Origin of the sequence: Jatrophihabitans cynanchi, from assembly GCF_027247405.1 — a bacterium.
Lineage (GTDB): Bacteria > Actinomycetota > Actinomycetes > Mycobacteriales > Jatrophihabitantaceae > Jatrophihabitans_B > Jatrophihabitans_B cynanchi.
Genome location: NZ_CP097463.1, coordinates 2,769,887 through 2,782,256, shown reverse-complemented (window position 1 = coordinate 2,782,256; position 12,370 = coordinate 2,769,887). Strand labels below are relative to the sequence as shown.

General features: G+C 72.6%; 12 protein-coding genes. 1 reads left to right on the top strand and 11 read right to left on the bottom strand.

Translation table 11 applies throughout. The features are described from left to right. Positions 1–2: 2 nt before the first annotated feature. The 5 genes from resB to hemL all read right to left on the bottom strand — a co-directional run bounded on the left by resB (position 3) and on the right by hemL (position 5,071). Positions 3–1,571 carry a cytochrome c biogenesis protein ResB gene (resB, locus tag M6B22_RS13585; RefSeq protein WP_269442095.1) on the bottom strand — a complete coding sequence of 523 codons (1,569 nt, stop codon included), beginning with the start codon at positions 1,569–1,571 and terminating at the stop codon, positions 3–5. Then, positions 1,568–2,329: a cytochrome c biogenesis CcdA family protein gene (locus tag M6B22_RS13580; protein WP_269442094.1), complete on the bottom strand. Its 762-nt coding sequence runs from the start codon at positions 2,327–2,329 to the stop codon at positions 1,568–1,570. The genes resB and M6B22_RS13580 overlap by 4 nt, the downstream gene beginning before the upstream one ends. After that, the gene (locus M6B22_RS13575) at positions 2,329–2,904 is read right to left on the bottom strand and encodes a TlpA family protein disulfide reductase (protein ID WP_269442093.1); all 576 of its coding nucleotides are present in this window, start codon (positions 2,902–2,904) and stop codon (positions 2,329–2,331) included. The genes M6B22_RS13580 and M6B22_RS13575 overlap by 1 nt, the downstream gene beginning before the upstream one ends. Before the next feature lie 108 nt (positions 2,905–3,012). Further along, on the bottom strand, positions 3,013–3,663 hold the full coding sequence (locus tag M6B22_RS13570) for a histidine phosphatase family protein (RefSeq protein ID WP_407935524.1): 651 nt from the start codon (positions 3,661–3,663) through the stop codon (positions 3,013–3,015). Between the two features lie 100 nt (positions 3,664–3,763). Next, positions 3,764–5,071 carry a glutamate-1-semialdehyde 2,1-aminomutase gene (hemL, locus tag M6B22_RS13565; protein WP_269442091.1) on the bottom strand — a complete coding sequence of 436 codons (1,308 nt, stop codon included), beginning with the start codon at positions 5,069–5,071 and terminating at the stop codon, positions 3,764–3,766. A gap of 42 nt (positions 5,072–5,113) precedes the next feature. On the opposite strand from hemL, the gene M6B22_RS13560 reads away from it, so the two are divergent. Then, positions 5,114–5,878 carry an SDR family NAD(P)-dependent oxidoreductase gene (locus M6B22_RS13560; protein ID WP_269442090.1) on the top strand — a complete coding sequence of 255 codons (765 nt, stop codon included), beginning with the start codon at positions 5,114–5,116 and terminating at the stop codon, positions 5,876–5,878. Positions 5,879–5,894: 16 nt separating this feature from the next. Here the strand turns inward: M6B22_RS13560 and M6B22_RS13555 are convergent, their stop codons facing one another. Genes M6B22_RS13555 through M6B22_RS13530 form a run of 6 tightly spaced genes read right to left on the bottom strand, consistent with a single transcriptional unit; the run spans position 5,895 to position 12,287 of the window. Beyond that, complete coding sequence (locus M6B22_RS13555) at positions 5,895–6,818, bottom strand: GNAT family N-acetyltransferase (RefSeq protein ID WP_269442089.1); 924 nt, start codon at positions 6,816–6,818, stop codon at positions 5,895–5,897. Positions 6,819–6,822: 4 nt separating this feature from the next. After that, positions 6,823–7,833, bottom strand: a complete 1,011-nt coding sequence (gene hemB / locus M6B22_RS13550) for a porphobilinogen synthase (protein WP_269442088.1) — start codon at positions 7,831–7,833, stop codon at positions 6,823–6,825. Next, positions 7,830–9,368: a uroporphyrinogen-III synthase gene (locus tag M6B22_RS13545; protein ID WP_269442087.1), complete on the bottom strand. Its 1,539-nt coding sequence runs from the start codon at positions 9,366–9,368 to the stop codon at positions 7,830–7,832. The genes hemB and M6B22_RS13545 overlap by 4 nt, the downstream gene beginning before the upstream one ends. Further along, entirely contained in the window at positions 9,365–10,315 is a 951-nt protein-coding gene (hemC, locus tag M6B22_RS13540) for a hydroxymethylbilane synthase (protein ID WP_269442086.1), read from the bottom strand. Before hemC ends, M6B22_RS13545 begins: the two co-directional genes overlap by 4 nt. Continuing rightward, positions 10,312–11,607, bottom strand: a complete 1,296-nt coding sequence (locus M6B22_RS13535; protein WP_269442085.1) for a glutamyl-tRNA reductase — start codon at positions 11,605–11,607, stop codon at positions 10,312–10,314. The genes hemC and M6B22_RS13535 overlap by 4 nt, the downstream gene beginning before the upstream one ends. Further along, positions 11,604–12,287: a redox-sensing transcriptional repressor Rex gene (locus tag M6B22_RS13530; RefSeq protein ID WP_269442084.1), complete on the bottom strand. Its 684-nt coding sequence runs from the start codon at positions 12,285–12,287 to the stop codon at positions 11,604–11,606. Before M6B22_RS13530 ends, M6B22_RS13535 begins: the two co-directional genes overlap by 4 nt. Between the last annotated feature and the right edge of the window lie 83 nt (positions 12,288–12,370).

The following is a 12,370-nucleotide window of genomic DNA, read 5'->3' as shown; positions in this document are numbered from 1 at the left end:
CGTCACTCCCTTCCTGCTGCGACGGCGCTCTCGCGCGTCGGTGTCGCCGCTGTCCGCAACCGCCCCAGCAGTGCCGCGAACTCGGTGCTGAAGTTACCCGAGTCGCTGCGCGCGAGGCCGCCGACGCTGACAACGGTAGGCGCCCCGTCCGGCGCCTCGGACGCAGGGGTGATCCGCAGCCACACCCGACGCCGCCGGATGCCCAGCGAGCCGAGCAGGCCGACCACCATGGCGATCGCGGCGATCAGCAGCAGACCCTGCGTCGGGTCGTGGCTGACCTGGATGCTCGCCCACGGCACCCAGCCGTCGAAGCGCACGGTGACGCCGTTGCTGAAGCTCTTGGACTGCCCCTCGGTGAGGTTGACCGCCCCGATCTTGGTGAGCTTGGACGTGTCCAGCGAGTACACCGACTGGGGCAGTCCGTTGTAGTTCAGGTCGCCGACGTAGACGAAGATCGCCAGCACCGGGTTCTTCACCTGCGGCGAGACCGAGGTGATCACCCCGTTGCCGCTGTCGACCGGGGTCGGGGCGAACAGCCCGGAGATGCCGACGTCCTGGTTCTTGCCCGGCTTGCCGGACTCCTTGAACGCGCCTTCGGACAGCAGCGTGGTGGCGTCGGTCGGGACGAACGCCTGGGTGTCCTGGACGACCCGCCCGTCCGGCATGGTGATCGTGACGCGCGGCGCGAACCCGTGCCCGATCAGGTAGACGCGATCGCCCTCGAGGCGAAGCGGGTGGTTGACGCTGATGTCGGTCTGCTTCGGGGACGAGTCGAGGGTCGGTCGGTACCGGACGTGCGCGGTGAACTCGGACGGTTCGCCACTGGCGGTGTAGGTCGCGGTGAACTTGGTCAGCTCGTCGATGCAGAACGGCGCCGGGTGCACCTTGCCCTGCGCGGCGAACCGGCCCGGTTTCCACGAGTCGTACTGCGAGACCGTGTTGCAGAAGCCCTGGTCGGCGCCCTGCAGCACGATGCGGGTGCCCTGGTAGCTGTACAACCGGCCGACCGCGATCAGGATCAGCGCGCTGAGCAGGGCGACGTGGAACAGCAGGTTGCCCGTCTCGCGGCTGTAGCCCTTCTCGGCGGAGAGCGTGATCGCGCCACTGGGTTCGACGCGGCGGGTCACCCGCCACCGCCGGCCGAGCGTCGCGCGCGCGGCTGCGGCGTAGTCCGCGCCGTCGTCCGCCGTCTCGAAGGCACCGTGCTCGGGCAGCCGATCCAGGTTGCGCGGCGCGGGCAGCGGCTTGCGCACCACCGCGCGCGCGTGCAGCCGGATGCGCGGGATCAGGCAGCCGACCAGCGAGACGAACAGCAGGACGTAGATCGCCGAGAACCACGGCGAGCCGAACACGTCGTACATGCCGATGCGGTCGAGGAACCGGCCCCAACCGCCGTGCGCGGCGATGTAGGCGTTCGTCTTGTCCGGGTTCAGCGGCCGTTGCGGCAGGATCGAGCCGGGCACCGCGGCAACGGCGAGCAGGAACAGCAGGATCAGCGCCGTCCGCATGCTGGTCAGTCGCCGCCACGCCATCCGCACCGGCCGCACGATCGTGCGCATCGAGACACTCACAGGTTCGACCCGATGCCCGAGTTGGGGCCGACGCCCGAACGCAGCGAGTCCATCCAGTGGTTCCACTCGCCGGTCACCAGCAGCACACCGATCACGATCAGCAGCACGCCACCGACCCGGCTCACCGTGCGCATGTGCCGGCGCACGAAGCCGAGCGCGCCGGACATCCAGCCCACCCCGAGCGCGACCAGGACGAACGGGACGCCCAGGCCCAGGCAGTAACAGAGCATGAGGAACGCGCCCCGGCCCGCGGTGCCCTCCTGGAAGGCGAGCGAGTACACCGCACCGAACGTCGGCGTCAGGCACGGCGCCCAGGCCAGCCCGAACGCGGCACCGAGCAGCGGCGCGCCGATCAGTCCCGGCGCGGGCAGCTTGTGGATCTTCACCTCACGCTGCAGGAAGCCGATGCCGCCGAGGAACACCACGCCCATGACGATCGTGACCACGCCCAACAGGCGTTCGATCGTCAGCGCATGATCGCGGATCGCGGAGCCGAGGCTGCCGAACAGCACGCCCTCGAGGACGAAGATCACGCTGAAGCCGAGTACGAACAGCAGCGCGCCGGAGAACATCCGCCGCTGGCTGGGCCGCTCGTCCGACCCGCTCAGGCCGGCGACGTACGACAGGTAGCCGGGCACGAGCGGAAGCACGCACGGTGAGAGGAAGCCGACCAGCCCGACGAGCGCGGCGACGCCGGCAGCCACCAGCAGAGGGCCATCGGTGACCGCTTGAGTGAACCCGGCGTCGGCGAGCAGCACTAGGACTCCGCGAGCAGTTTGTCGAGCACCGGCTCGAGGTCCTTCGGCGCGAGTTGCTTGAGGTAGACCGCGGCGACGCGTCCCTTCTTGTCGAGCAGCACGGTGAACGGCAGGCCGAGCGCCGGGATCTTGCCGAGGCGCACCGCGACCTCACCCTGCTCGTCGAACACCATCGGGTAGCTGATGTCGTTGTCCTGCACGAAGGCCTGCGCCTTGCTGCGGGTGTCCTTGGTGTCGATGCCGACGAAGGCGACGCCCTTGCCCTTGTACTGCCGGTAGACGTTGTCGAACTGTGGCGTCTCGGTCGTGCACGGCCCGCACCAGGTTGCCCAGAAGTTCAGCACGACGACCTTGCCCGCTGTCTGCGAGAGCGTCATCGTCCCGCCGTCCAGCTTGTCGACGGTGAAATCGCCCGGCTTCTTGCGATCGCCAGGGGCGTACGTCTTGCCCAGCTGGGTGCCGCTGACGAAGCGGAACTGCCCGCCGGCGGTCTGGTCGACGGCGTCCTTGCCGGTGCAGCCGGCCAGCGCGAGGGCGGCGGCGAGCACCAGCACGGGGAGCAGGCGGCGGTTCATCGCCGTCCAGTGTGCGGTACCGCGTTCGGCGCGCCGACAGCGGCTCAGCCTGCTGTGACCCGCCGCGGAACGAGCATGGAACGAGCACGGTGCGAACGCGGAACCGGCTCAGGCCCCGGCGCCGTGACCGGGTGGCAGCGTGGCCGCCGGTTCGGCGTAGTCGATGCGCACGATCGCGTCGCCGGCGAAGGTGAACGAGGTGACCGAGGCGAGGCTGCACCGGCGCCGGCGCGGGTCGTGGAAGAGCCGGCGGCCCTCGGCGCGACGGCGGGCGATGACGATCGGCAACTGATGGCTGACGCAGACCGCCTCCGCGTCTTGGCCGATCCGCTGCGCGGCGTCGCAGGCAGCGCGGGCGGCGGCGAGCACGCGGGTCGCGATCTGCGCGTACGGCTCGCCCCACGAGGGCGTGAACGGGTTGCGGTAGTACTTGAACAGCGCCGGGTCGCGGAACAGCCCCTTGCCGCCGGCGACCTGTTTGCCCTGCAGGTGGTTGTCCGCCTCGATCAGCCGCTCGTCCGTGTCGATCGTCAGCCCCAATGCCTCCGCGAGCGGCTGCGCCGTCTGCTGCGCACGCTCCAGCGGGGACGACACGAGGTAGCCGACCGGCCGGCGCGCCAGGTACTCGGCCGCGAGCTTGGCCTGCGCGATGCCCAGGTCAGACAGCGCGAAGCCGGGCAGCCGTCCGTAGAGCACCCGGCCGGGGTTGAACACCTCGCCGTGCCGCAACAGGTGGATGGTCGTGGTCACCCGCGCCATCCTGCCAAACCGCCCGCGGGCCGGCCGCCGGACCAGTCTCCCCATGGGCTTAGGCGGGCCGGGGTTGACCGCACTGACCTGGGCGGCGAGCGCGGGCGCGTCAGCTCGCAGTCGCGGCCGCGGCGGCGCGCGCCGCGCCGGGAAGCGCGTCGGCGATCCGGGCCAGTGCGCCGTCGTCCATGGCCGCGTTCACGAACCACGCCTCGAACGCGCTCGGCGGCAGGTACACCCCCGCGTCCAGCATCGCGTGGAAGAACGGCTTGTACCGCCATGTCGCGCAGGCCTGCGCCCCGGCGAAGTCGGTCACCGGCGCGTCGGCGAAGAACACCGAGAACAGGCTGCCCGCGTACTGCACCTGGTGCGCGACACCCGCCTCGTCGAGCGCGGCGCCGAGCAGCCGCCCGACCGTGTGCGCGTTCGCGTCCAGCGCGGCGTACACCGACGCGTCCGCGGCACGCAGCGACGCCAGCCCGGCGGCCACCGCCACCGGGTTCCCGGACAGCGTCCCGGCCTGGTAGACGGGCCCCGCCGGCGAGAGCTGACCCATGACGTCGGCGCGCCCCCCGAACGCCGCCGCGGGCAGCCCGCCGCTCATCACCTTGCCGAACGTGAACAGGTCCGCCTCGACCGGATCGAGGCCGTACCAGCCCGCGGCCGAGACGCGGAACCCGGTCATCACCTCGTCCATGATCAGCAACGCGCCGTGCTTGTAGGTGACCTCGCGCAGTCCGGCGTTGAAGCCGGCAAGCGGTGCGACAGCGCCCATGTTGCCGGCCGCCGCCTCGGTGATCACGCACGCGATCTCGGCACCGTACGCGGCGAAGCACTCCTCGACGGCGGCGAGATCGTTGTACGGCAGCACGATCGTCTCGGCCGTCTGCGCGCCGGTGACGCCCTCGGAGTCCGGGTGCGCGAACGTCGCGACCCCCGAGCCGGCCGCGGCCAGCAGCGCGTCGACGTGGCCGTGGTAGCAGCCGGCGAACTTCACCACCCGGTGCCGCCCGGTCACGCCGCGGGCCAGCCGGATCGCCGACATGGTGGCCTCGGTGCCGGAGTTCACCAGCCGCACCTGCTGCAGCGACGGTGCGTCGACCCGCGCGATGATCAGCTCGGCCAACTCGATCTCGCCGAGCGTCGGCGTCCCGAAGGACAGCCCACCCGCCGCCGCGGCCTGCACCGCGGCGACGACCGCCGGATGCGCGTGCCCGAGGATCATCGGCCCCCAGGACGAGACCAGGTCCACGTACTGCCGCCCGTCGGCGTCGACCAGGTACGGCCCGGACCCGCTGACCATGAACCGGGGAGTGCCACCGACCGCGCGGAACGCCCGCACCGGCGAGTTCACGCCGCCCGGGGTGACGCGCTGCGCGCGCTCGAACAGTTCGGCCGACTTCGGTGCATCGCTCACCCGCTCAGTGTCCCAGTCGGGGCGTGCGAGAGGATCGCGGGCATGCAGATCCAGGGCAGCGTCGCCGTCGTCACCGGAGGGGCCTCCGGCCTCGGATTCGCCACCGCCAAGCGGCTCGCGGGCGAGGGCGCGCAGGTGGTGCTCGTCGACCTGCCGGGCTCGCCGGGAGCGCAGGCCGCCGAGCGGCTCGGCGCCGCGGCCGGCTTCGCGGCCGCCGACGTCACGAGCGAGGCGGACGTCGCCGCGGCGCTGGACACCGCGGCCGCGCTCGGACCGATCCGCATCGCGGTGAACTGCGCCGGCATCGGCACGCCCGGCCGGGTGATCAGCGGCAAGGGCGCCGTCCTGCCGCTGGACGCGTTCGCCCGCGTCGTCACGGTGAACCTGATCGGCACGTTCAACATGATCCGGCTCGCCGCCGAACGCATCGCCGCCACCGACCCGGTCGACGGCGAGCGCGGCGTCATCGTCAACACCGCGAGCGTCGCCGCGTTCGACGGGCAGATCGGGCAGGCCGCCTACTCCGCGTCCAAGGGCGGGGTGGTCGGCATGACGCTGCCCATCGCGCGGGACCTGGCCGACAAGCAGATCCGGGTGATGACGATCGCCCCCGGGCTGTTCAAGACGCCGATGCTCGAAGGGCTGCCCGAGGAGGCGCAGGCCAGCCTGGGCGCCCAGGTGCCACACCCGTCCCGGTTGGGCGATCCGGGCGAGTACGCCGCGCTCGTCGAGCACATCGTGCGCAACCCCATGCTCAACGGCGAGGTGATCCGCCTGGACGGAGCGATCCGGATGGCGCCGCGCTAGCCCGCGCCATCGGCGGCTAGAGCTCGCGGCGCAGCACGACCCGCTCGCCGGCGGCGTCCAGCCCGATCGCCCGCTCCCAGTCGCGCAGTTCGAGCAGCTCGGGTCCGAGTTCGGACGTCTCGGCGAAGCCATGCCCGCGGAAGAACTCGCGGACCGGTTCCACGCCCGGGTAGATCGTGATGGTGATCGCGGGCCGGCCGCGCTCGCGCGCCCAGCCACAGGCGGCCTCCAGCAAGGCGCCACCGAGCCCCGAGCGCATCCGCCCCGGCAGCACCGCGAGTTGCTCGATGTGCGCCGCGCCGTCCAGCTCGGTCAGCTGGACGAACCCCGCCGGCGGCTCGCCGCACACGTACGTCGCGAGCGATCCTCGGGTTCGCGTCAGATCCGACCACGGCCCGGGGAACTCGAGGCCGGCGACGCGGAACAGCGCCGCGGCGCCCTGCTCGATCTCGCGGATCGCAGGCGCGTCCGCGGGCTCGGCCGGGCGCACCTGGGGGACGTCCAGCGACAGGGACAGCACCTCGGCGAGCCGGTCCGGGTGACGCGTCGGCACGAGCAGCGTGCTGCCGTCGCTGAGCCGCGCGGCCAGTACCGCCTTGCCGCGCGGCACGCCTTGGGCGCTGCTGCGACCGAGCACCGGCGCGCCGTCGTCCGCACTGCGCACGATCGCCACGAGCCGCTCACGGTCCACGCGCCCCTCGCCCACGACCAGCGCGGTCTCCGTGACGGTCACCGAGCCGAACGTGCGCGCGGCGTGCACCACGATCAGGTCGATCCCGACCACGACGACGAACGCGACGATCCAGGCGATCAGGTGCGCCAGGCCGCCGCCGATCAGCAGGTCGGCGAGGAACCCGAGCGCGATCAGGACGGACAGGACCAGCGCGGAGCCATAGCTGCGGCCCGCCTCGTGGTAGATCGGACGGCCCGGCGCGCTCACCCCGCTATGTTAACTCCTTGTTAGCAAATTCGGCAGCCCAATAGGTGAGAATCAGCGACGCCCCAGCTCGCTTGATCGAGGTCAGGGTCTCCACGACGGCGCGATCGCGATCCAGCCAGCCACGCTCGGCGGCCGCCTCGATCATCGCGTACTCCCCGCTGATCTGGTACGCCGCGACCGGGACCGGCGATGCGTCGGCGACCGCACGCAGCACGTCCAGGTACGGCAGCGCGGGCTTGACCATCACCAGGTCGGCACCCTCGGCGACGTCCAGGGCAACCTCGGCCAGGGCTTCGGCGACCGTCCGCGACGCGTCCTGCTGGTAGGTCCGGCGATCGCCCTGCAACGAGGAGTTGACCGCCTCGCGGAACGGCCCGTAGAACGCCGAGGCGTACTTGGGCGCGTAACCCAGGATGCCGGTGTCGCTCGACCCGGCCGCGTCGAGCGCCGCCCGCACGGCGCCCACCTGGCCGTCCATCATCCCGCTGGTGCCGAGCAGGTGCGCGCCCGCCTCGGCCTGCGCCAGGGCCATCGCGGCATACCGCTGCAGCGTCGCGTCGTTGTCGACCGACCCGTCCGCGGCGAGCACCCCGCAGTGCCCGTGCTCGGTGAACTCGTCCAGGCACAGGTCGGCCATCAGCACCGTGTCATCGCCCAACTCCGCGCGCAGCCGGCGCAGCGCGACGTTGAGCACGCCGTCCGGGTCGTCGGCGCCCGAGCCGCGCGCGTCCTTCGAGGCCGGCACGCCGAAGAGCATCAGCCCGCCGACCCCGGCCTCGACCGCGGCCACGGCGGCCTTGACCAGCGACTCCTGCGAGTGCTGGACGACGCCCGGCATGGACGAGATCGGTACCGGCTCGGACACGCCCTCGCGCACGAACATCGGCAGCACCAGCTCGGCCGGACGCACCACGACGTCCGACACCAGCCGCCGCAGCGCGGCCGTGCGCCGCAGCCGCCGCAACCGCGATACCGGGAACCCCGGCAACTCAGGAAGGTTCGACGCGGGGATCACCTTCTCCGGGCGGCCTTCTTCGCAGCGGCCGCGGCGGCCTTCTCGCGCTCCTCGGCGACCTTGGCGACGGCGAATTCGGCCAGCGCGTCGATCAGCGCAGGCACCGTGGCGCTCTCGGGCTGCACGTCCACCCGCAGGCCGAACTCCTTCGCGGTGGCCGCGGTCTGCGGGCCGATGCACGCCACGACGGTCCGCGCGTGCGGCTTGCCGGCGATGCCGACCAGGTTCCGCACGGTGGACGAGGACGTGAAGCACACCGCCTGGAAACCGCCGGACTTGATCGAGTCACGGATCTCGGCAGCCGGCGGCGCGGCGCGCACCGTGCGGTACGCGGTCACGTCGTCGATCTCCCAGCCGCGCTCACGCAGGCCGGCGGCCAGCGTCTCGGTGGCGATGTCCGCGCGCGGCAGCAGCACCCGGTCGATCGGGTCCAGGATGTCGTCGTACGGCGGGAAGTCGGCCAGCAGACCCTCGGACGACTGCTCCCCGGAGGGCACCAGCTCCGGGGTGATGCCGAACGAGCGGACCGCCTCGGCGGTGGCCTCCCCGACGCACGCGATCTTGACCCCTGCGAACGCGCGGGCGTCCAGCCCGAACGCCTCGAACTTCTCCCGCACGGCACGCACCGCGTTGGTCGAGGTGAACACGATCCACTCGTACCGGCCGGTGACCAGGCCCTTGATCGCCCGCTCCATCTGAGTCGGCGTGCGCGGCGGCTCGACGGCGATCGTCGGCACCTCCACCGGGACCGCCCCGAACGAGCGCAACCGTTCGCTCATGGCACCGGCCTGCTCCTTGGTGCGCGGCACCAGCACCCGCCAGCCGTACAGCGCGCGCGCCTCCCACCAGGCCAGCTTCTCGTGCTGGGTCGCGGCCTTGCCGACGGTGACGACCAGGGTGCCGCTCATCCCGACGGCGGCCAGCTCCAGATCGCCGAGGCTCCCGGTGACGGTCTGCTGGCCGGTGGTGGTCGCGCCGCAGCTGACCGTGACCGGGGTGTCCGGCTTGAGGCCGTTGGCGACCAGCTGCTCACCGAGCAGCTGCGCGTCGGCGGCCGGGACGGTGAGCACCAGGGTGCCCGGCGCGCCGGCCAGGCTCTCGTAGTCCAGCGCCGCGGCATCGCTGATGTCGGCCTCGGTGCGCAACGGCCCGTACGGCACGCCGGCGTAGGCGGCGGCGCCGACACCGACCGGGACGCCGGGCACGACATCGAACGGGACGACGGTGCGGGCCACCGCCAGCGCCTCCTTCGCCACGGCCTCGTCGGCCAGCGGGTCGCCGGCCACGAGCCGGACGACGGACAGCCCGTTGCGGGCCTCGGCGAGCAACAGCTTGGCGGTATCGGCGGGCGTCCCCTCGACGGCACGCACCTCGGCGGCGGCCAACGCGACCACGGCCGGGCTCACCTGCGCGTCGGCGAACACGACGTCAGCGCGGCGCAGCGCTTCGGCCGCGTGCACCGCGAGCAGGCCCGGGTCACCGGGGCCGGCACCGACAAAGGTGACACGGCCGACGGTCTTGCGCACTCGGGTCATGTGGAACTCTCCCCATCTCGGCCGCTTTCCTGTGTCGCGGCCATCATCTGGTCTGCGCCGTCGGCGAGCAGGCCGGCGGCCAGTCGCCGTCCCACGCCTTCGGCATCGGTTACCGCACCGGTCGCGGACTGCCGGACGGCGGCGCTGCCGTCCACTGCCGTCACCGACGCGCGGAGGAACACTTCGGGGCCGTCGTCGCCCTCGGCGACCACGGCCAGGGCACCCACCGGTGCGGAACAGCCGGCTTCCAGCGCCGCGAGCACCGCCCGCTCGGCCGCCACGGCCGCCCGCGAGTCCGCGTGCTCGAGCGCCGCCACCGCGGCGAGCACGTGCTCGTCGTCGGCCCGGCACTCGATGGCCAGCGCGCCCTGAGCCGGCGCGGGCAGCACCTGGATCGGGTCGAGGATCTCGCTGACCTCGCCGTCGCGGCCGAGCCGGCGCAGCCCGGCGAGTGCCAGGACCACCGCGTCCAGCTCGCCCGAGCTCACCTTGCCCAGCCGGGTGTCCACGTTGCCGCGCAGGTCGAGTATCTGCAGCCCGAGCCCGAGCGCACGCAGCTGGGCCGCCCGCCGCGGCGCGCCGGTGCCGACGCGCGCGCCCTGCGGCAACTCGCCCAGCGTCAGGCCGTCACGGGCCACCAGCGCGTCACGCGGGTCCTCGCGCACCGGCACGGCGCCGATGACGATGCCGTCGGCCGGTGCGGTCGGCAGGTCCTTGAACGAGTGCACGGCGACGTCGATCTCGCCGGCGAGCAGCGCCTCGCGCAGCGCGGACACGAACACCCCGGTGCCCCCCAGCTGGGACACCGAGGCGGCGGACCGGTCGCCGGCCGTCACGATCGGCACGATCTGGACCGAGGCGCCCAGTGCGTCGGCGACGTGCTGGGTCTGGGTGCGGGCCAGCACCGAGGCGCGGGTGCCGATGCGGATCGTCCTGGTCGCCGTCATGACGCGGCCTCGGGGTTGGTCTTGACCGCGGCGACCGACTCGGCCCGCGCCGGATCCAGGCCGAACAGTTCCCGCAGCGCGCTGGCGTACTGGTCGCCGCCGGGGGTCGCCGCCAGTTCCTTCACCCGCACGGTCGGGGTGTGCAGCACCTTCTCGACCGCACGGCGCACGGCGTCGGCGACCTCGCTGCGCACGTCCGAGTCCAGCCCGGGCAGCCGCCCGTCCAGCCGGGACAGCTCGCCTTCGATCACCTGGTTGGCGCGGGCCCGCAACGCAGTGACGGTCGGCGCGACGGCCAGCTGCTGCTGCTCGGCGAGGTAGCGGCCGAGCTCGGCGCTGACGATCGCGGTGGCCGCGCGCACGTCCTCGTCGCTCACCATCGCGCCGCGGCTGCGCAGCGCCTCGATGTCGATGTAGCTGACCGCGGGCTGATCGCCGACCGCGGGCGAGACGTCGCGGGGCAGGGCCAGGTCGAGCACCACGAGCGGGCGGCCGGCGCGGGGGCCGATCGCCTCGGCGTCGACCACCAGGCCGCTCGCGCCCGTCGAGGACACCAGCAGGTCCGCGCCGGCGAGCTCAACCTCCAGCTCAGCCAGCCCGACCGCCCGGCCGCCGAGCGCCGCGGACAGCCGCTCGGCCCGTTCGAGCGAACGGTTGGCGATCACGAAGTCGGTGACGCCGCGGCGCCGCAGCGACGCGCCGGCCAGCGCGCCCATCGAGCCGGCACCGACGATGACCGCGCGGTGCCCGGCCAGCTCGCCCAGGATCTCCTCGGCGTGATCGAGCGCGACCGAGACGACCGACGCCCCTGCCTTGTCGATACCGGTGTCCGAGTGCACCCGCTTGCCGACCCGCAGCGCCGTCTGCGCCAGATCGTGCAGGACGCTGCCGATCGAACCGAGGTCGGCGCCCAGCGCGTACGCCGAGCGCAGCTGGCCGAGGATCTGCGACTCGCCGACCACCATCGAGTCGAGCCCGGACGCGACGGAGAGCATGTGTTCGACCGCGGCCTCGGCGAAGTGCACGTACAGGTGCTCGGACAGGTCGGCGACCGGAACGCCCGAATGGCGCGACAGCACCGAGCTGACGTCGGCGACCGCGGGGTGGAAGCGGGCGACGTCGGCGTACACCTCGACCCGGTTGCAGGTCGACAGCAGCAGCGCCTCGCTGATCGTTTCGGCGCGCTGCAACTCCTCCAGCGTCTTGCGCAGGTCGTCGACCGGGACGGCCGCCTTCTCCAGCAGCGAGACGGGCGCGGTCCGGTACGACAGCCCGACCACCAGGATGCTCACGCCATACCACCTGCGATGAGGGCCGCGGCGGACTTGCGGTTCTCGTGGAAGGAGAGGATCTGCAGCTCAGCGGCCAGGTCGACCTTGCGCAGGTCGACGTGCGCCGGCACCGCCAACACCACGGGTGCGAAGTTCAGGATGCTGGTGACTCCCGCAGCGACCACCCGATCGCAGACGTCCTGCGCGGCCGACGCCGGCACCGCCAGCACGGCGATCGCGATCTCCTGCTCGGTGACCACCTGCTCCAGCTCGGCGATGTCGCGGACCACCAGTTCACGGACCGTGGAGCCGATCAGGGTGGGCGAGGCGTCCAGCAGCGCGGCGATGCGGAAGCCGCGCGAGGCGAACCCGTCGTAGCCGGCCAGCGCCTGCCCCAGGTTGCCGACGCCGATCAGCGCGACCGCACGCCGCACGGTGACGCCGAGGATGCGGGCGATCTCGTCGGTGAGGGTGCGCACGTCGTAGCCGACGCCGCGGATGCCGTACGAGCCGAGGTAGGAAAGGTCCTTGCGCAGTTTGGCCGAATTGACCCCGGCCGCGGCGGCCAGCTCCTCGGACGAGACGGTGGTGATCGACCGGTCGCTGAGCGCGCCGAGAACGCGAAGGTAGGTGGCCAGCCGGGCCACCGTTGCCTCGGGCACCGTGCGCGAATCAGCCGCGACGCTGCGCTCGACCGTCATCAACACCCCGCGTGCGCCGCGCCGGACAGGTGCCGCACAGGCGTCCGGAGCGGTGTGGTAGAAGCTGGAAGGACAGCGTCGAA